The sequence below is a fragment of the Williamsia soli genome, assembly GCF_017377795.1.
Classification (GTDB): Bacteria; Actinomycetota; Actinomycetes; order Mycobacteriales; family Mycobacteriaceae; genus Williamsia; species Williamsia soli.
In genome coordinates this window covers 53,447-73,116 of sequence record NZ_JAFRDR010000016.1, presented here as the reverse complement: position 1 = coordinate 73,116, position 19,670 = coordinate 53,447, and the positions used below count along the sequence as shown (strand labels likewise).

Below are 19,670 nucleotides of genomic sequence, written 5' to 3'. Positions count from 1 at the left end.
TCACTCACTGACTAAGGGCGCCCGATAAGACGCGAAACAGAATTGAGAACCGCGGGGTGACCTGTTCATCGGTCACCCCGCGATCGAACGAACGAATCAGACAGCGCCCGGGATCAGTTTCAGTACTGCGGGATCCGGCTGGGTGAACCCGCCACCAAACGGCTCGGTCTTCTTGTCAGCGACCACATCGAAAAGAAGTACTTCCGAGGTGCAGTTCGGGCTCGTCGGGCTTGTGCAGTCCAGTACCGGACCGAGGAAGCTCTGATAGTTCGTCAGACCCTTGAGCGCCGACACAATCGCCGGTCCCGTGAAGTCTTTCTGCTGCAACGAGTTCAGGCCCTGCGCGAAATCGACAAATGTCGCGAACATGCCCAGCGAGTGATAACCGGCCTCACCGCCTGCTTCGTCGATGAACTGCTCAGCGATCGCCATGTTCTTTTGGGTGGCTTCGGGTGCTGATTCGATTGCCGGGGGCAACCAGTTGGGCGAGTAGGTGCGTGCACCAACCGCCTGAGCGCCCATGCTGTCGATGAACTCGGTGCAGTTCGCCAGGAACAAGGTGCCCTTGTACTTCACCGACCGCATCGACTGCGCCAACTTCGTGCAGAAGTTGTCGTTCTGAACGTTCATGACGCCTGCAGCTGCCGGCGCACCTTCAGAGAGGGTGGTCGCCAACGCAGTGAAGTTGGGCCCCGCCGGCGGGTAGTACACGTTCTTGGTTTCGATACCGAACTGCGCGGTGAGCGGCACCATCAAGCTGTCGTAGATCAAATGGGCCTGGGGGACGTCTGCGTTGCCCATCGTCACCGAGTCTTTGCCCTCCTCCTTCAATGACTGCAGAAATCCGACGAGGAAGGCCGCCGGCGGCGGGCCGAAGTAGACGCGATTCTCGGTCTCCGCTCCGACGGCGGCGTTGTAGGGAGTCTGTCCGATCATCGGGATACCCGCTGACGTCAGGATCGGCATCGCCGCGGCGGCCTCGACATCGTTTCCGTCAATCGCGGCAACTACGCCGGCCTCGACGAACTGGTTGGCGCAGGCAATGGTCGACTCCGGTGAGGTCTGGTCGATCCCGCAGTCGACAACTTCGATGGGCCGACCACCGATTCCGCCGATTTGCTCGTTGATGTAGGTCACAGCAGCCTTCTGCCCGACGGCTACACCAGGTTGCGCGAGCGGCCCTTTCGACGGGTTGAAGAGGCCGACCTTGATCGGGTCGCCCGAAGCCTTCGTGCCACCTTCGGTGGCGACCGTCTGCGATGCCGACCCTCCCCCATCATCGCTGTCGCTACTACACGAGACCACAGAGAGCGCACACGCGACAGCGATGGCCCCTGCCAGTAGTCGACCAGTATTCCTACGCATTTTCCACGCCTTCCTAGGCGGCTGCGGCCGTCGCATCTACCCGGACGGTCCGGTCAGCTAAAGAGATTGGAGTCCATGTGGACTGAACCACTGGACGGCTTCAGAAGTGATCTGAGCCACAAGCAAATTAGCTTGAGAGATCCTCCGTAGTCAATACGATTCGGCCAGTTCTGGACCTCGAATTGGACGCTCTACCAGGGTGATTGGTCGGATCTGTCGATGAATTGCTTGTTGCGCGTACAACTCGCCCCAGCAGGGACGAATCCTCCATACAGGGTTACGGCCCGGTTGTGACACGAACCAGGGCCGGTCCCGTCGCATCGCGATCGGTTAGCACAGGACTGCGATTGGCGGCGTGAATTAATCTGCGCGTGAGCATGATTGACCAATCGGAACGACGGCGCGCAGGATTCACCACCTCGAGTACCGCGGCAGGTCCGGACGGGCTCCGGGCCCTCCATCGCCTTCGCGTCATACGACTCAAGCGCCTCCCACGATGCTCACTCGGTGTGACTCGGTAATCAAGATCGATATTCGATGGATTGATCGGTCGAAGCAATCAATGCCCGTTCTCCAAGGTTCGCCAAGTACCACGGCCGAGTTTGCGGTTTCAAGGCATCGACGGCTGACTACGAACAGTCGGCCAGGCACGGGTGTGATCTGGCACACCGAAAGGGTAGCTTTTGACTGGCAGTCAAGTCAACCCCGCGCGGCGAATGCGGTCATCGTCAAAACGATAGGAGGATACGGGTTGACGCTAGGATCCGTGTCATGCCCAGGAACAATCAGACGGTACCGAAGGCCGAGCGCGCGGCGGCCGTGGTCGACTGCGCCGTGACACTGTTCACAGAGTTCGGGTACCGGGCGACCAGTGTTGCAGCTGTCGGCAGGGCCGCCGGCCTCACAACTGCCGCCGTGCACTGGTACTACGCGACCAAAGATGACCTATTCGCAGCGGCCCTCGACCAGATGTTCGCGGACACTCGTCGAGAAATAGAGGCCGACCCGTCGATCGCGGGGGATCCCTACGGTGAGCTGAACGAGTTCTTCGAAACCCTCGCGCCTTTCCGGAGTCTGCACCGCGAGGCCTACGAAAGAATGGACGACAGCGAGGCGCTCAGGGCGGTCTACGCTGACACCCAGCTTTGGCTGGAAGAGCGCTTCATGGCCGTCGTAGCGGACAACGCCCCCCACGGTGCCGATCTGGTCAGGATGACCGAAGCGGCACACCTGTTCTTCGAAGGCCTGATGGTCAGCGTCCGCCGCATCGAGAAACCTGCTTCGTACTATCTCGATATGACAGTGGCCGCAGTCATCGGTGCAGCTACCGTGACGCCACTACGGAGAAAATGACCAGATCGATCTCACGAGCCAGGCTCCACACATACTAAGTCGTGCAACGTGTTTCGCCAAAGAAAGGCGACCAACACACTACGCGGATTTCGACTACTGGAGTCTCGTCGTCACCCGGTCTTGCGAAACCGGAGATCGGCTGACACATCCACCGAGTCGGATACCATCCCCAACTGGTTGGCGTCCACACCGAAGTTTGTCCGATCGATTGTCGCCGCTGCCTGCACGTGAATGACGCGATCGTCGACCACCGTCACAGTGACAGGAATGGAGATGTTCTCGACCACGCCCTTGACCCATATGGCCACATCGATCATTAGCTCCTGCGACGGGAGCTGTCGCAGTCCTGTGACATTTACGGAGATGAGGGGGAAGCGTGCCGTATCGAAGAAATCCGGCGACCGAAGATGCTCATCCCGCTTACCGATCCCGGTGCTGATAGAGGCCGAATCCACAATGAGTTCGCCGAGCACATTCCCCTGCTCGAACAACTCCCCGTGACCAGAGATGTCTGTGAACCGCCCCCTGACGCGCAGTAGGCCCCAGAGCGATCTTCCCTTGAACTCGATGCTGGACTGGTCGGTCATCAGTGCGTACTTACCGACCGAGTCCGGATTACTGGCGACGACGTCAAGTACTGTCAACTCTTGCTCCTCACAAAACAGGGCCGACGACATGTCGGTGATTGATACGCGACGGCCTTGGCTCAATACGCCGGTGATACACGTCCAGGAAGATCCGGATGGCACCGCCACGCCCAAGTGAAGCTCATCGTACCAAGCCCGTTGCGCTGCAGTATAAATCGTCGATGGCTGACGCCAGCGCCTCGGCAGGGTCAGATGGCAGGTGGTCACCGATCCACACGATGTGGCCGTCAGGTCTGACCAAGACAGCCCCGCCTTCGTCCACCCCAAGCGTCTTTGCGGCGTCGGTGAAGCCGAAATCCCGACCCTCGACGAGCAGTTGCACAACTTCGGACCCGACGCGAAGATCCTGCTCGGCCAACGCAGTCCAGGCTGGGCCGGCGATCAGAGTGAATCGGGGACCGAGCAGATCAAGGGTTGACTCTTCGGCACCATCTCGCGTGATCCACTTGTGCGGAAGCCGCCCTCCGACAATCGGGGCCGTGATGGCGTCCTTGTCCGTGGACGGACCATACACGTATCCGATTTCCAAGTCGATGTCATCGAAATGCGGTAACTGGTTCGGGATCTCAGACTTCAGGCGGTCACGGACGGCTGCCGACACGGCGGGGTCTGCACTTTCCAGTTCCTCGGCGACCAGTCCCGCAGCGGGACCAACACCAGTGGCCGCCATCTTGATGGCGTTCGTGACGCTGAACTCGCTGTTCGCGCGAGCCACTGCCTGACGCTCGTACTCGTAGGTGTCGAGCAGGCGTTCGGGCGCGCGGCCCTGAAGGACGGCAGCAAGTTTCCAGGCCAAGTTGTCCGCATCACCCAGGCCTGTGTTCATACCGAAGCCACCCGTTGGCGGAAACTGGTGGGCGGTGTCCCCAACCAGGAACACCCGTCCCTTACGGAACTTCTGGGCAATCGTCGCACCCAGTGTCCATGTCCCAGTTGAACGTACATCGATATCGACGTCGACATCGGTCGATCCGATCGCCGACTCGATCATTTCGATGCAACGCTGCGACGTGAAGTCCCCTTCAGCACTTTCATCGGCATCGAACCCTGTGGTGAACGTCCAACGGTTGCGACCCATCGACACGAACACACCCTGTATCTCGGTGTTGACGACCCAGCTCAGTAACGGCGGAGCATCGCCTGTCCACCTACTCAGATCAGCGTGAAAGTAGGTGGTGACCTGGTCGCCCAGCTTCGGAACTCCATCGACGTCAATCCCGAGAGCGGCGCGCACTCTACCGGCCGCTCCCTCGGCGTTCACCACATACTGGGCCGTGATCTTCTTGGTCGCGCCCTGGACCTCTACTGTGGCTGTCACGCTGTGCGCCCCGTCTTCGACCGCTACCACCCGGGTGTCGTAATCGACGCGCGAGACTCCCTGACTGGTGACCGCCCCGACAAGGAGGCTTTGGATGCGGTCTTGCGGGCAAGAGATCGTGTTCACCGGCGACCCTTCACGCCGTCTCCGCAGTCTCTCGGCCGGCACCTCGGACGTGTCGATATGGCCGAACTCTTCACCTGCAAGGGAGTGCCTCCACACCACTCGCATCCCTTGACTCGTGTCGAGAGCATGGTCATCTGACGCCACAGCGTCGGCCACACCCCAGGCTCGGAACATTTCCATCGACCTGGTGTTGACGACGTGGGCACGCGGATGCGGATGAACACCGCCGTGTTGGTCACAAACTATGCTCGGGATTCCGTACTGCCCGAGAACATAAGCGGTCGCGAGCCCCGCAGGACCCGCTCCTATGACGAGAACCTGGGTCTCTTCACGGTCGGTCACAGTCGCACCAGCTCTTCGAACGATTCACCGGCACGGTACCTTCTTGCGATTTCTTCCGGGTCGATGGGTACGCCGATGGGATTGGTGTCGAAGTTGGCATCGATGTACTCCTGCGCGGCCTCCGCCGTCGCGAAGTTGTCGACCTGCAGTTCGACATTGTTGCCGTCGGGATCCTGGTAGTACATCGATGTGGTGGGACCATGGTTGATACTCCCGACAGGGTTGATGTCGAGCTCCTTGAGTCGAAAGTACGTGTCCAACAGACCATCCAAGTTGTGGTATGTGAACGCAACGTGATGGAGGCCGGAATGGGAATCGGTGGGACGCTCTGTGGCCCCGGTCGAGACGAAGGCAACACGATGGTGCTCGTCGTCGTAGCTGATGAACGACATGACGTCGCTGGCATACGCAATCCGCGCATCAAGTACCTGTACGTACCAATTCTGCAGAATGTCGAGCTGGTTCGTCTTCAGGACTATGTGGGCGAGTTTTGAAGGTGACGCCATCGTCGACTCCTACGGTTCTTTTGTGTTCTGGTTCAGTGGTCCATGTCACGCTAGTCATCTCATAACTGACAGTCAAGAGACTGGTTACCTACCCACTCATCCGGGCGCCGTGGCGATCATGACAGCGCACGTGCGGGGTGGCCGCCAAAGCGACCACCCCGCATGGGCATTGACAAAGACGTTCGGTCAGACTGCGCCCGGGACGTTCTTCATGATCGCGGGATTGGGAGTGAGAAACCCGCCGCCGACCGGCTCGGTCTTCTTGTCTGCCACCACATCGAACAACATCATCTCTGACGTGCAGTTCGGGCTCGTAGGGCTGGTACAGTTCAGCACCGGGCCGATGAAGCTCTGGTATCCGGTCAGGGTCTTGAGCGAGGACAGAACGGCCGCGCCCGTGAAATCTTTCTGCTGCAACGAGTTCAGACCCTGCACCAGATCAACGAAGGTGGCGAAGGTGCCTATTGCGTAGAATCCGCCGGTTCCGCCTTGTTCCTCGATGTATTTCTCGGCTATCGCCAGGTTCTTCTGCACCGGCTCAGGGGCCTTGTCCGCGGCCGGCGGGAGCCATGTAGGTGCGTAGGTCTGCGCACCAACGGCCTGCGCACCCAGAGTATCAATGAACTCGGTGCACGCGGCCATGAACATGATGCCCTGATACTTCACCGAACGCAGCGACTGCGCCAGCTTGGTACAGGTGTTGTCATTCGGCGCAGTCAAGAAGCCCGCCGCTGCGGGGTTGCCGTCCGCCATTGTCGTGGCAAGCGCGGTGAAGTTCGGTCCTGCCGGGGGGTAGTAAACGGCCTTGAAGTCAATTCCGAGTTGCCTGCTCAGCGGCGTCAGAACCGTGTCGAACAGTTGATGCGCCCCTGGCAGATCAGAGTTTGTCATCGTCAGCGACGTATTGCCGGTCTTCTTGAGATTTTCCATGAAGCCGACGAGAAACGATACGGCAGGAGGACCGAAATAGACCCGATTCTCCCCCTGCGCTCCGGTGGCCAGATTGAATGCGATCTGCCCCACCATCGGAATCTGTGCCGACGCCAGGATAGGCAGCGCTGCAACCGATTCCGCGTTGTACCCATCAACGGCCGCGGCGACACCGGCCTCTACGAACTGGTTCGCGCAGGAGATGGTCGACTCCGGCGCCGCCTGATCCACACCGCAATCGATGACCTCGATCGGACGTCCGCCGATGCCCCCCAACTGTTCGTTGATGTACTTGACTGCCGCTTTCTGCCCGGTGGACACACCAGCCTGCGCCGCCGGGCCCTCAGACGGGTTGAAATGGCCGATCCTGATCGGGTCACCCGACGCTCGGGTGCCAGCCTCGGAGACGACTGCTGACGACTCCGAGTCACCGCCGCCGTCGTCACTGCTACACGAGACTACGGAGAGCACGCATGCAACAGCGATAGCCCCTGCCACTAGTCGACCGGTTTTCCCACGCATACTTAACGCCTTCCTTGTGGCTGCGACCGCCGGCGTCACCGCGAACGGCGGACCCAACTCTGGGTGAGTCAAGGTTCAAAGTGGTGAATGCCACTTGAGCGGGCCGATAGTGATTTGACCCACAGTCAAATTACAACGGTGCGGCGGCACCGTCAAGAGAAAAATGACTATCAGTCAAACTCGCTGCGTTCGCGCGGATCGCTCGCCGTATATGCGTCAGCAACGGCCCAACCACGTCGGGGAACGACAGAGTTGGCGCCGGAAATACGTACCGCTGCAATGGTTTACCATCACAGAACGTCTGGGAGTCCCTCCGAGATCTTTTGCTGGAACGAGGGTGCGCGTTTCTCGAAGAATGCCGCGACTCCCTCGCGGACGTCATTCGATCTCCCCCTGGAATACATCGCCTTCGATTCAGCTCGATGCGCCACCTCGGGACTCTCTGCTCCGAGCATGCGCCACATCATGGACCGGGCCAACGCAACCGAGACCGGTGCGGTGGACTCGGTCAGCGAGTTCGCGATCTCGACTGCCCTGTCCACCACCTCGTCGGCGGGGACCACCTCGCGCAACAGTCCACGCTCGAATGCCTCTGTGGCGGAAACCATCTCGCCACCCATGGTCCATTCGAGAGCAATCGAGATGCCCACGAGGCGAGGAAGAAACCATGTCGAGCACGCTTCCGGTACCAGGCCTCGCCGAGTGAAGACGAAACCGAATCTGGCCGTATCGGCGGCAACCCGGATGTCTGCCGGCAAGGTCATGGTGACACCGATACCTGCAGCCGGGCCGTTGATCGCGGCTATCACTGGTTTCATCGACCGATAGATCCTGAGTGTGACCTCGCCACCGGAGTCCGGTGGCGCTTCGCCTTCTGGGTCGCTCTCGAGCACAAAGGTGTCTCCTCCGGCAGCCAGGTCCGCGCCTGCGCAGAAGGCACGGCCTGCTCCGGTGAGTACGACTGCGCGGACAGAATCGTCCGCGTCGCATTCGTCGAAGGCAGCTATGAGCTGGGTTCGCATCTCGAACGTGAATGCGTTGAGTCGATCCGGCCGGTTCAACCGCACCACAGCCACGGAACCTCGGCGCTCGAGCGTCACTGTTCTCTCGGCTCCGACATCGTTCATTCTGTTCTCCTCAGCCCGTGGCCCACGATGGCGTCCGTCGCGCCACCAGGGCACGGACCCCTTCTCTGCCCTCGGGAGACTCGAAGTAGCCCACCGACAGTTCCTGCATCGACACGAGTTCGGTGGCCAGCGACGGAACATCGCCACGCATCAGTTTCTTGGTACCCGCCCACGCCAGTGGTCCCGCGAGAATCACCATCTCGACGATCCGCGCGACCTCGTCGTCGAGATCACCGACGCGGACCGCTGCGGTCAGCAATCCGATGTTCACGGCATGCTCAGCGCTGAACGTCTCGCCGGTGAGAAACAGCCGATACAGAGCATGCGCCACCACAGTGTGACGCAGAGGAGCTGAAATGACTGCCGGAACCACGCCCAGGCGAATCTCCGTGAAGGCAAAATTCACGGATTCGGCCGCCACCGCGAAATCCGCTGCGGCGATCAGGCCTGTTCCACCCGCTCGAACGGTACCGGCGACACGTACCACAACCGGTTTGGTCGACACCCACAATGTCTCCAGAATTGCCGCGAAATCGCGGCTCGTGGCGCGTTTGTCTGTTGCTGATTCCTTGAGGTCCGCGCCGGCGCAGAAAACGGTGCCGGTATGCGAGAGCACGACCACCCGAACACCCTCGGCATCCAAAGCGGTACGCAGGTGGGCCAGCAGTTGCGCACACAAGGTGCTCGAGAGCGCATTTCTGTTCGCCGGTGAGTCCAAAGTGATCGTGGCCACGACGCCGTCGACCTCATAGCGAACCAACTCCGGCAAATCCGAAGGCGTCATGAGTGCCCCGTTCGGATCAGCGCCGTGGGCACCGGCACATGTTTCGCGCGTAGGTACTCTCCCAGCCCCTTGGCCTGGGAATCCAGGTTCGGGTTCGCGGCGACTCCCCGGCCGAGAAGCCCGACGATCGTCACCCCACAAGCACGTAGCTGCGGGAGCTCCCACAGCCGCAGCTCGCAGTCGGCGGCTTCAGGAATGAGCTGATGTATCTCCGTCGCATTCCACCATGACCGCAACCAGGCGTGCGCGTCTTCGGTTCGGGCCCACACCCCGAGCGTGGCGTTGCCACCTTTGTCCCCTGACCGCGCGCCGAGAACGGTTCCGAGGGCGGCTTCGCTGAAGGGTCCCGACGGAATCGAAGGATAATCGAAGTGCGGCGCAATGCTTTCCGCATTGTCGTCCGTTGGCGGCGACGGAATCGTCCACGTGGTTCCCCCCAGTTCTACGTGCTGCTGCACGGCCTCGACCGGGAGAAGTGTGGGCCAGAAAACGGTGAACTCGCTGCCCGCCCCTGGCGGGGTTGTGAAGTACGCGCCAGGATAGGTCGCGAGTCCCGTTTCCACCGCGGCGCGGGACAGGCTGCCGACCAGGCGCCTGTCCTTGCCGGTCACTGTGATCGTGAACAGGGAAACCGCATCGTTCATGGTCGCAGGATTCGGACGGTCGGCTCGGAGTAACCGCGTCGTGACGCTGTCGAAGTCCTCACGGCCGCAGTACATCTGCAACCACAGCAACTCTTCGGCCAGCTCTGCTTTCTCCTCCACGTTCAGCCCCGTCAACACAAAGGTCGTCTCATTCCGCCATCCGCCCGCAACCAGCGCACCCACCTTTACCGTCCTGGGAGCCGGTTCTCCGCGCGCACCCGACAGGCGCACCCGGTCGGGACCGTCATCAGACAACTGAATGGTGTCGAGCCGGGTGATCACGTCAGGATTGAGATACCGCGGCCCGTCGATCTCGTACAGCAGTTGTGCCGTCACCGTGTCGATGGTGACCGCACCTGCCGTACGTGCGTGTTTCGTGATGACCGACGATCCGTCCGGGAAGATCTCGGCGAGCGGAAATCCCGCCAACCGCATGTCGGGTACCTCCCGGAAGAAAGAGAAATTACCCCCGGTTGCATGGGCTCCGCACTCGATGACATGCCCGGCCGCCACGGCCCCCGCCAGCGCGTCCCAGTCATTGCGTTTCCATCGATGGTGCCATGCAGCGGGACCGACGATGATCGCAGCATCGGTGACACGCCCGGTCACGACCACATCTGCACCTGCGTCCAAGGCCTCGACAATGCCCCACGCGCCGAGATACGCGCTGACAACCTCTGGTTCGACCTCTGCCCCGAGCTCCTCCCCTGTGTCCAGATGGGGCGCGCTCCAGCCGTTTGTCCTGGCCTCGGCGAAAGTGTCGGCGACGTCGTCCCCGTACACCACCGCCACGTTGACCGTGCGCCCTGAACGTTCGGCGATGGCTCGGACCTGTTCAGCACATCCGTGCGGGTTGAGGCCCCCCGCGTTGGAAACGATCTTGATCCCGCGGTCGAGGCAGTCTCCGAGTACGTCCTCGAGTTGAGTCACGAAAGTTCCTGCGAATCCGGCGTCGGCATCTCGTCGGCGTTGCCGCGCCAGCAGCCCCATCGTCAATTCAGCCAACCAGTCGCCGGTGAGTACGTCGATTGATCCGCCGTCGACCATCTCACGGGCCGCGGAGAGTCGATCGCCGAAGAACCCCGAACAGTTCGCGACCCGCAATGGTGAACCAGTGGTCACGACGGTCCCCCCTCGCAGATCGTCACCAGTTCGACCTGCGCCTCTACGTATTGTCCGACAGCGACATTGACACTCTCGACGACGCCGCCGACTCCCGCGAGTGCGGCATGCTCCATCTTCATCGCCTCGAGCACCACGAGCTTCTGACCGGCTTCGACGGTATCGCCGGCGCTGACCAGGACGTCGACCACTGTGCCCGGGATCTCACTGATCGGCCCGGCAGCCGAAGCCGCGAGTGACGTCGTCTCGGGCAGCCTGGGGCGAGGACGCCAGCCCGAACTGGATGCCGGAGAGTCGACCCACACCGATCCATCATCGTGTGTGGTCACCGCACACGGATGATCGACTCCTTCGAATCGCACGCGCACAGCGGATTCCGTCAGATCCACCAGCTGCACTGTGTGCTCGACGCCGTCGACACGCAGGAACAGATCGGCATCTCCGGCGCCCGACGACAACGTGTAGTCGACGACCACGGGGTCGTTGCCGATCGCCTCCCAGACAGCTGACGTCGTCAACGGTGCAGCGATGTCCCGGAATCCCGGGGAGGCGAACCCGGTGACGGTGTCGTTTCGGCGACGAATCGCCACCGACACCGAAACAGCCGCCGCCACATGGACAACTTGAGGCGTCGACCGGGGCGGGTCGAACAATTCGGCGTGACGGTCGAGGAAGTCGGTGGTCGTCTCCCCGCTCAGGAAATCACGATTACGCAAGACTGCCGACAGGAAATCGCGGTTGGTGACGATGCCGTGAATTCTTGTCGCGTCGAGCGCCGCCGCGAGGGCGATCGCAGATTCTTCCCGATTTTCCGCGTGCACAATGATTTTTGCGATCATCGGGTCGTAGTGCGCGGAAACTTCTCCAGAGGGGGCGACTCCGTTCTCCACCCGTAGGCCCGGCGTGTCCGGGAACTCGAGCAGGTGCAACCTCCCGGGCGTCGGCAAGAAGTCCCGCGCGGGATCCTCCGCGTAGAGCCTGACCTCGATGGCGTGCCCGCTCCTGCGCACCTCCGATTGGCTCAACCCGAGCGGTAGCCCACGCGCGACTCTCAACTGCATCGCAACAAGATCGAGGCCGGTCACTTCCTCCGTCACCGGATGTTCCACCTGGAGTCGGGTGTTCATCTCGAGAAAGTAGAAGTCACCTGTGGTGTCATCGAGGAGGTACTCCACCGTCCCGGCCCCCAGGTATCCGAGCCTCCGGACCAACGCCACAGCAGTGGCTCCCATGTGCTCGCGCAGTTCGGGACCGACCACCGGTGACGGCGCCTCCTCGAGAACTTTCTGGTGTCTGCGCTGGACTGAGCACTCCCGCTCTCCGAGGTGAATTGCTCCGCCGTGCTGATCGCCGAAGACCTGCACTTCGACATGCCGTGATTTCTCCAAATAGCGCTCGATGAAGACCTTGGGATTGCCGAAGGAGCTCGTTGCCTCACGCCGGGCGCCATTGATCGCGTCAACCAGGTCGTCCGCCACCTCGACGCGACGCATACCTTTTCCGCCACCGCCCGCAATTGCCTTGACCAGCAATGGATACCCCACGCTCTGCGCTGCGGCCACCCACTCGTCGGAGTCGTCTCCGGTGATCTCGGCGTCGGGCAGAACCGGCACTCCTGCTTCGCGAGCGATGGTCTTGGCCTGATCCTTCAGCCCCATCCTCCGGATCGAATCCGGCGAGGGTCCGACGAAGATGATGCCGGCGGCGACACATTCCTCGGCGAATTCTGCGTTCTCGGACAGAAATCCGTAACCGGGATGGATGGCATCGACATTTGTTCGACGGGCAGCGTCGATGATCTTGTCGGCGCGAAGATACGAATCGGCGCTGGTGGTGCCGCCGAGCCCGACTGCCAGGTCGGCGTCGTACACGTGAGGAGCTCTGGCGTCGGCGTCCGAGTAGACAGCGACGGTGCGAATTCCCATTCCCCGGGCCGTTCGGATGACCCTACGGGCGATCTCCCCACGGTTGGCAACGAGTAGCGAAGTGATTTGAGCGGTGTTCACAGAGTCGTCCTCACATGCGGAAGGGTGCAAAGCGGGTGGCCCCGACCACCGGGGCGGAATGGGTCGCAGATAGTGCCAGACCGAGAATCGTCCTGGTGTTCCGAGGGTCGATGACCCCGTCATCCCATTGGCGTCCAGTGGCGTAGGCGGCGTGAGACTGCTTGTCGATCATGTCCTCGATCTCGGCCCGCACGCGGGCATCCTGCGCCTCGTCGTACTCTGCGCCGGATCTCTGCGCCGCGGCCCGTCGGATGATAGACATGACACCGCCCAACTGCGGGCCGCCCATGACTGCAATCCTGTGGTTGGGCCACGTGAACACGAACCGAGGGTCATACGCTCGCCCGGACATGGCGTAGTTGCCGGCGCCGTAAGATGCACCGACCATCAACGTCAGATGCGGGACGGTGGAGTTCGACACCGCGTTGATCATCTTCGCGCCGTCCTTGATGATCCCACCGTGCTCCGCAGCCGAACCGACCATGAAGCCGGTGATGTTCTGCACGAACAAGAGCGGAATGTCTCGCGCATTCGCGAGTTGTATGAAGTGAGCCCCCTTGTTGGCCTCCGCGGAGAACAATATGCCGTTGTTCGCGATGACCCCCACCGGATACCCGGCGATGGACCCCCACCCCGTGACCAGCTGCGTGCCGTACCCGGCCTTGAACTCGTCGAAGCGCGAACCGTCCAGGACTCGAGCGAGAATCTCACGGACTTCAACAGACCGCTTCGAATCCGAGGGCGCGCATCCGAGCAGTTCGCTGCGGTCGTAGATCGGTTCGTCAGCCCTCGACGAGGGGGGCGGGCCACTCTTTCGCCATCCCAGATCGCCGACGATCTGGCGTCCCAGCCGGATCGCGTGCCGCTCGTCATCGGCGAGATAGTCGGCGAGCCCCGATGTTCTGGAGTGCATCTCCGCTCCGCCGAGTGCCTCGTCCTCGATGTCCTCGTTGATCGCCATCTTCACCAATGGCGGCCCGCCCAGGTAGACGTGTGCGGCATTCTTCACGAGTACGGTGTACTCGCTCATTCCGGGTAGGTATGCACCGCCGGCCGTCGAGCTTCCGAATACGAGGGAGATCGTTGGAATCCCCGCGGCCGACAGCCGTGAGATGTCCCGAAATATCCGGCCACCGAAGGCGAACGTATCTGCCTGGCGCGGCAGGTCTGCTCCGCCGGATTCGACAAGGGTCACCAGCGGGAGACGGTTGCGATGCGCAATGTCGAACGCACGCAACTGTTTCGCTACCGCATCGGGGTTCAGGGATCCACCTTTGACCGTAGGCTGATTTGCCACGATCATGCATTCGACACCGTTGATGGGCCCGATACCCGTGATGAGACGACCGCCCGGTTGCGATTCGGGATCGTGCGCCCCCGCATAGGTCGACAGTTCGAGGAAAGGAGCGTCCTCATCCAAGAGCAGGTCGACACGCTCCCGCGCGATCAACTTGCCGCGCCCTCGGTGCCGGTCGACGGACTTCGGTCCGCCCGCCTCGAGAACGGCAGCGGCCAGTGCCTCGAACGGGCGGAGGGCTGCGAGCATCGCATCCCGGTCTTGCTGGAAATCGGCGGAATCGCGGTCGATCCTCGATTCGATCACTGGCACGTACTTTCTCCGATCATTGTCGTTGTCGCCCACCATGAACGGCCACGGCACCGCTTTTCGACGTCTTGGTCAACGCCGAGAAACCCATGTCTCGCGTTACCGCCAGCTGGTCCAGACGTCAGGGCATCGAGAGTCTTCCCGCTCGAGGGCCTCCCGATGTCAGAGCTCAGTCCCCGGCACGCCCCAGGAAGAGATCCGGTTCGAGCTGATCTTCCTGCACGCCTTCGGCCAGATACACCGACAGGTCGTCCACCCCGGTAGCCCGGACAACTTCTTCGTCCAGGTAGCACTGACCGGTGGTCTCTTCTGTCCCTCCGGACAGCACGATGAGCGCCGCATCGGCCATGATGTCCGGACGCCGCGCACCGGCAATCCGGCCGGCGCCCGCCACCACGTTACGGACGGCTGCCGTGTCGATGAGCGTGGCCGGCCAGAGGCAGTTGGCCAGAACTCCCTGCTCGCGGAACTGCTCAGCCACTCCGAGCGTCAACATCGTCATGGCGTATTTGCTGACGGTGTAGGGCGCATGAGCACCGAACCAACTCGGGTCGAGGTTCAATGGCGGAGATAGCGACAGCACCCGGGGGCTCCGCGACTCCAGAAGGTGGGGCAACGCCGCAGAGATCAGCGAAAACGTTCCCCGAGCATTGATCTCCGACATCAAGTCATAGCGCTTGAGCGATAGCGCTCCGAAACCGTCGAGCGAGATCGCCGATGCATTGTTGACGACGATGTCGACGCCGCCGAAGTGTTCGGCGGCCTTCTCAACCGCTGCCGTCACCGACGAGTCGTCGCGGATGTCGCCGACGATCGGCAGAACTCGTCCTCCCGCAGCCTCGATCTGTGCGGCGGCGGTGTGAACCGTACCCGGCAGTCTGGGGTCCGCGGTATCGGTCTTGGCCATGAATACGATGTTGGCCCCCTCCCGGGCCGCGCGCACGGCGATGGCCAGCCCGATTCCGCGGCTCCCGCCAGACATCAGAAGGGTTTGACCGGACAGTTTCCCGGAGAAGTTTGCTTCAACCATTGTGCGACGCTTCTTTCTTCATGGTTGGTCTCGCGTGAAAAGGAACCATGAAGAGATCACCGCGCGACTTGATTGCGCAGGGTGCCGATTCGGTCGATCTCGATCTCGATGACGTCTCCCTCGGTCAGGAACACCTTCGAGAACACTCCGGCCCCACTCGGGGTGCCGGTGAGAATGACGTCGCCCGGCTCGAGCCGATGCTGAGCCGACAGCGCCGACACCAATGCCGCGCAGTCGAAAAGCACGTTGCTCGTTCGGTCGTCTTGTCGGACATCGCCGTTCACCCGAGTCCGCAGTCGTAGGTCGATCGGCAGACTGAACTCGTCCGCAGTCACCAGGCACGGACCCATGGGCTTGAATGTCGCGTAGCTCTTCGATTCGGCCACGGTCACGGTGGAATCGCCGGTGAGTGCCCGCATCTGCACATCGCGGGCGGTCAGATCATTGGCGATGGTCAGGCCTGCCACATGGTCCCACGCATGCTCTGGAGGCACGTCTGACGCTGTCCGCCCGATGACCACCGTCAGCTCCCCCTCATAGTCGACCTGGGCGGGTGCTTCGTTCGGGAATTCGATGGTGGACTCCGGACCATCCGCAGTAGTTGTCGGCAACAACTCGAACGTGGGTGTGGTCGGCACGGCGGGAAACTCTCTACCCATTTCCGCGAGCATGGCCCGCGCTTCTTCGGCGTGGCTGAGGTAGTTCAGACCGGCGATGAACATCTGCCCGGGCGAGGCCACCGGTGCGCGCAGGGTCAACTCCCCAAGTGGGTGTATCGACTTCACCTCGGCGTTCCGCGCAACCTCCAGTTCGCCCCGCCGCAGGAGGTCCCCCACGTCGCTGTGTTCCAGATCCAGCACGGACAGCAGCCCGGGGCTGTCTTCACGTGCGATGCCGACGGCGGTGCTGTAGAGACGCATCGATCCATCCTGTTCCGTGTCGTGGGTCCGGCAGGCACCGGCCCCGTTGATGGTTGAAATTGAAAACGAAAACTTCCGCAGAGCAATCCAGCCAATACAGGCTCACACGCGACTTTCGGAGCTCAAACGCGGAAACATTTTTTGCGCGTTGCCGCATTCCACACCGCGAAGTTGCGACGGGTTCAACGCTGACGAGGACGTGAGCGCATCGATATTGCGGCTGATGAAGGTTTCCGGCGCAGCGCCATAATCTGTGCCGAACAGAATGTTCTCGAATCCGGTGACCTCGAGCGTGGGTAGCAACGAGTTCGGGCTGCCGGACAAGGCTGTCTCGTAGTACAGACTGCGCAGCACGTCTGCGACGTGCTGTGCATCTATGTCCGCGTCATCGGGAGCGTGGCCGATGCCGACGTGCTGCTCGATCCGCCAACCCAGGGTGGGGAGAGCTCCTCCGCAGTGGGCGACGATGAGCTTGAGGCCAGGATGGCGCTTGAACACGCCACTGAAGATCGCGTTGGTGATGTTCCGTGCGGTGTCGAGGGGGAACTCGATGATGGATGGGACGCGACCGAACCCGACAGCCCCATAATTGGGACAGACGTTGGGGTGCACGAACACTGGGACCTCACGGTCCGCCAGTTCAGCCAGGATGGGCTCATAGAAGGGCTGACCGAAGTAATTTCCTCCGACGTTCGACGTCAGGACGACGCCGTCGAGCTTCAACTCGTCCAGCGCGTAGGCCACCTCTGCAAGTGAGTTGTCGGTGGACCCGAAGGGCAGGCTCGCAAAGGCACCGAACCGTCCGGGGTAATCCCGGATGAGCCCGGCATAGGCTTCGTTCAAGTCGCGTATCAAATTGGTGGGACCAAAGTCCGAAGGATCCGCCATGAGCGCGAACGGCAGCGACAGGATCTGAGTAGAGATATCGTGGCGATCCATGAATTCTATCGCAGCCTCGGGGGTCCACTTTGTCATCGGAAACCCCTTCGGAACGAAGGGTGCGAAGAAGTCGAACACGACCTCCCCCATATAGTGATTGTGAACGTCGATTCGGTGGCTCATGTGAAACCTTCTCTAAAATCATGAAATGTAAGTAGTGACCGCTGATTCGACCACTACCTCGTCGCCCATTGCGGAACTGATGGTTCGAGTTCCGTGTAACCGGAAAGCACAGGGTCAGGCCGGAAAGCCTGTTGCCAGCCAGTCCCGCACTTTCCAAGTTCCGCCCTTGCGAACGAAGATCGCTTTGTACCGCATGACAGCCGGCTCGGACTCGCCGGCGACCCACCGGAGGTAGTTCCCGACTGCGGACGCTTCGTCTGCTGACTGCAGCGTGAAGTCGAATCCGGCAACCACATTCATCGTGTGTCGATCCTTCATGGCGTCGCGGGCCACCAGGCCCCCCCGAAGCTCTTCATGCCCGTGTGCTTCACCCCAACCCGCGGCTTTGTAGGAGACGTCCTCGGTGAAATAGTCGAGATTTTCCAGTGACTGGAATCGGTCGATGTTCATCATCAGCCGATGGAGAATCTGCTCGCACTCCACCCTCGATACCAGCCCGTCAACGACTTGTGTTTCAGAACTCATGGGATACCTTTCACAGTGTTCTTCTTGCCTACCGAATCAGCGCTCGGTCGAGCCGACCGTATTGAGCAGAACCTTGCCGGTTGTCGTGCGACTCTCGACCATTCGGTGCGCCTCGGCCGCCTCGGCCAACGAGAAAGTGGCGCCTATCGGAATCTCGAGCACGCCCGATTGGATCCACTCGAAGAGCTGCGCCGCCCGGGTGCGAAGTTCCTCACCAGACGCAACGAAATGCGGCAGTACGGGCCGACAGATCGTGAGCGATTTAGGCGCAAGTTTGTTGAAATCGAGGGTCTCAGGACTGCCGCCAGATCCGCCGAAGAAGACCCCGAGACCTCTCACGCCGAGACTCGACAGCGTACCATCGAGCGTTGGCGCACCGACGCCGTCGTACGCCACTTGCACACCGCGTCCGTCGGTCTCGTCCGAAACCACTTGCACGAAGTTCTCGTAGTCCGCCACCACGTCGGCGCCCGAGCGCCGAGCCCGTTCGGCTTTGTCAGGTGACGACACCGTCGCAATCACTGTGGCCCCACGGTGTTTTGCGATCTGGATCAGCAGGCCACCCACGCCCCCGGCGCCCGCGTGGACCAGAATCGTCTCGCCCTCGGCTATGGAATGCACACTGGTGGTCAGGTAGTGCGCGGTCAACCCTTGGGCCAGCACGCCCGCGGCCTGATCGTCCGACACTGATTCCGGCACAGGAACAGCGTTGATTGCTTTTATGAGCGCATGTTCGGTGTAACTCCCGGGGTTCGTGCCCCACGCGACCCGATCGCCTACCGAGTATCCGCTCACGCCCGCACCGATCTTGAGTACGCGTCCCATTCCTTCGAGACCACCGACGTAAGGCGGCGAGAACAGTACCGGCGGGTCACCCCTGCGGTCGACGATGTCGCGGAAGTTCACGCCGGCGCGAGTGGTCTCGACAACGAGTTCGCCCTCAGCGGGTTCCGGCGCGGGTATGTTCTGCAGTTCGAGAACTTCCGGCCCGCCGTGGGCGACGACCACCGCGGCTCGTATGGTGTCGGCCATTACCACTTCACCGCGAAGTCCGGGAGGATCTCGGGCGTGTTGTAATCTTTCGCTTCCCCGGTGGAGAACTCGAAAGCGGCTGTTCGTTCCTTGATCTCTTCGAAGCTCGCACCAGCTGCGCGCGCAGCGGCGATCTGCTCTGGGTCGACCGATATGCCGAAGAAGTGGGCCGGCGCATTCTCGATGGAGGTCGTCTCTCGCATGATCTGGGTGGACAGGTCCCAGTCACCCAGGTCGTCGACCTGCATTTCGAGCATGTTGCCGTCCGGATCCTCGTAGTAGTACGACCATGAGGTGCGATGGTCGATACAAACCTTGGGCAAGATTCCCTCATCACGGAGGCGGAGGTACAACTCGTTGAGTTCGTCGAATGTCGCGTACTCGTAGGCCGTATGGTGCACACCATCGTGAAAGCGCTTGTTTTCATTGAAGGTGATACCCGGGATGGTTGTCAGCGCAAGCCTGTGGTTGGCGCGGTCGTTGCTCAGGAATGCTGCCAAGCCGACGTCTACGTTGACGCGCATGTTCAGCACTTTCACATACCACTCGACCATTGCTTCTTTGCGCGTGGTCTTGAGGTTGACGTGGTGCAGGATGGCAGTTCCCCGCGGACGCGTCTCGCCCACGTAACGCTCGTTGCTCTCTTCAACTGACATTTGTATTCCTCCTGTTGGTGTCGGTGCGCCGACTGTGTATGACTGAT

At 61.4% G+C, this 19,670-nt stretch carries 17 protein-coding genes; 1 reads left to right on the top strand and 16 read right to left on the bottom strand.

The genetic code is table 11. The features are described 5' to 3' along the window. Nucleotides 1-96: 96 nt before the first annotated feature. Nucleotides 97-1,365 (bottom strand): ABC transporter substrate-binding protein, encoded by a 1,269-nt coding sequence (locus J3S28_RS27410; RefSeq protein WP_207844360.1) that lies wholly within the window; start codon nt 1,363-1,365, stop codon nt 97-99. Nucleotides 1,366-2,136: 771 nt separating this feature from the next. Here J3S28_RS27410 and J3S28_RS27405 point away from each other — a divergent pair. After that, entirely contained in the window at nt 2,137-2,718 is a 582-nt protein-coding gene (locus J3S28_RS27405; protein WP_207844358.1) for a TetR/AcrR family transcriptional regulator, read from the top strand. Between the two features lie 110 nt (nt 2,719-2,828). Here the strand turns inward: J3S28_RS27405 and J3S28_RS27400 are convergent, their stop codons facing one another. The 15 genes from J3S28_RS27400 to J3S28_RS27330 form a co-directional block, all read right to left on the bottom strand. After that, complete coding sequence (locus J3S28_RS27400) at nt 2,829-3,473, bottom strand: YceI family protein (RefSeq protein WP_307797476.1); 645 nt, start codon at nt 3,471-3,473, stop codon at nt 2,829-2,831. 13 nt (nt 3,474-3,486) lie between these two features. Continuing rightward, nucleotides 3,487-5,151, bottom strand: coding sequence for an FAD-dependent monooxygenase (locus J3S28_RS27395; protein ID WP_207844354.1), 1,665 nt, complete (start codon nt 5,149-5,151; stop codon nt 3,487-3,489). Then, nucleotides 5,148-5,657 carry a VOC family protein gene (locus J3S28_RS27390; RefSeq protein WP_207844352.1) on the bottom strand — a complete coding sequence of 170 codons (510 nt, stop codon included), beginning with the start codon at nt 5,655-5,657 and terminating at the stop codon, nt 5,148-5,150. Before J3S28_RS27390 ends, J3S28_RS27395 begins: the two co-directional genes overlap by 4 nt. Nucleotides 5,658-5,843: 186 nt before the next feature. Then, entirely contained in the window at nt 5,844-7,109 is a 1,266-nt protein-coding gene (locus tag J3S28_RS27385) for an ABC transporter substrate-binding protein (RefSeq protein ID WP_207844350.1), read from the bottom strand. 290 nt (nt 7,110-7,399) lie between these two features. Beyond that, entirely contained in the window at nt 7,400-8,236 is an 837-nt protein-coding gene (locus J3S28_RS27380; RefSeq protein WP_207844348.1) for an enoyl-CoA hydratase-related protein, read from the bottom strand. Nucleotides 8,237-8,246: 10 nt separating this feature from the next. After that, nucleotides 8,247-9,020 (bottom strand): enoyl-CoA hydratase-related protein, encoded by a 774-nt coding sequence (locus tag J3S28_RS27375; RefSeq protein WP_207844346.1) that lies wholly within the window; start codon nt 9,018-9,020, stop codon nt 8,247-8,249. Beyond that, the gene (locus J3S28_RS27370) at nt 9,017-10,786 is read right to left on the bottom strand and encodes an acyclic terpene utilization AtuA family protein (RefSeq protein WP_207844344.1); all 1,770 of its coding nucleotides are present in this window, start codon (nt 10,784-10,786) and stop codon (nt 9,017-9,019) included. The genes J3S28_RS27375 and J3S28_RS27370 overlap by 4 nt, the downstream gene beginning before the upstream one ends. Continuing rightward, the gene (locus tag J3S28_RS27365) at nt 10,783-12,792 is read right to left on the bottom strand and encodes an ATP-binding protein (RefSeq protein ID WP_307797471.1); all 2,010 of its coding nucleotides are present in this window, start codon (nt 12,790-12,792) and stop codon (nt 10,783-10,785) included. Before J3S28_RS27365 ends, J3S28_RS27370 begins: the two co-directional genes overlap by 4 nt. A gap of 10 nt (nt 12,793-12,802) precedes the next feature. Beyond that, complete coding sequence (locus J3S28_RS27360; RefSeq protein ID WP_307797469.1) at nt 12,803-14,401, bottom strand: acyl-CoA carboxylase subunit beta; 1,599 nt, start codon at nt 14,399-14,401, stop codon at nt 12,803-12,805. A 166-nt stretch (nt 14,402-14,567) separates the two neighbouring features. Continuing rightward, nucleotides 14,568-15,428 carry an SDR family oxidoreductase gene (locus J3S28_RS27355; RefSeq protein WP_207844340.1) on the bottom strand — a complete coding sequence of 287 codons (861 nt, stop codon included), beginning with the start codon at nt 15,426-15,428 and terminating at the stop codon, nt 14,568-14,570. Nucleotides 15,429-15,484: 56 nt separating this feature from the next. Beyond that, complete coding sequence (locus J3S28_RS27350; protein WP_207844338.1) at nt 15,485-16,348, bottom strand: fumarylacetoacetate hydrolase family protein; 864 nt, start codon at nt 16,346-16,348, stop codon at nt 15,485-15,487. A 102-nt stretch (nt 16,349-16,450) separates the two neighbouring features. Next, entirely contained in the window at nt 16,451-17,410 is a 960-nt protein-coding gene (locus J3S28_RS27345) for an amidohydrolase family protein (RefSeq protein ID WP_272874259.1), read from the bottom strand. 114 nt (nt 17,411-17,524) lie between these two features. Beyond that, on the bottom strand, nt 17,525-17,935 hold the full coding sequence (locus J3S28_RS27340) for a nuclear transport factor 2 family protein (RefSeq protein WP_207844334.1): 411 nt from the start codon (nt 17,933-17,935) through the stop codon (nt 17,525-17,527). Between the two features lie 36 nt (nt 17,936-17,971). Beyond that, the gene (locus tag J3S28_RS27335; protein ID WP_207844332.1) at nt 17,972-18,967 is read right to left on the bottom strand and encodes a quinone oxidoreductase family protein; all 996 of its coding nucleotides are present in this window, start codon (nt 18,965-18,967) and stop codon (nt 17,972-17,974) included. Beyond that, entirely contained in the window at nt 18,967-19,623 is a 657-nt protein-coding gene (locus tag J3S28_RS27330; protein WP_207844330.1) for a VOC family protein, read from the bottom strand. Before J3S28_RS27330 ends, J3S28_RS27335 begins: the two co-directional genes overlap by 1 nt. Between the last annotated feature and the right edge of the window lie 47 nt (nt 19,624-19,670).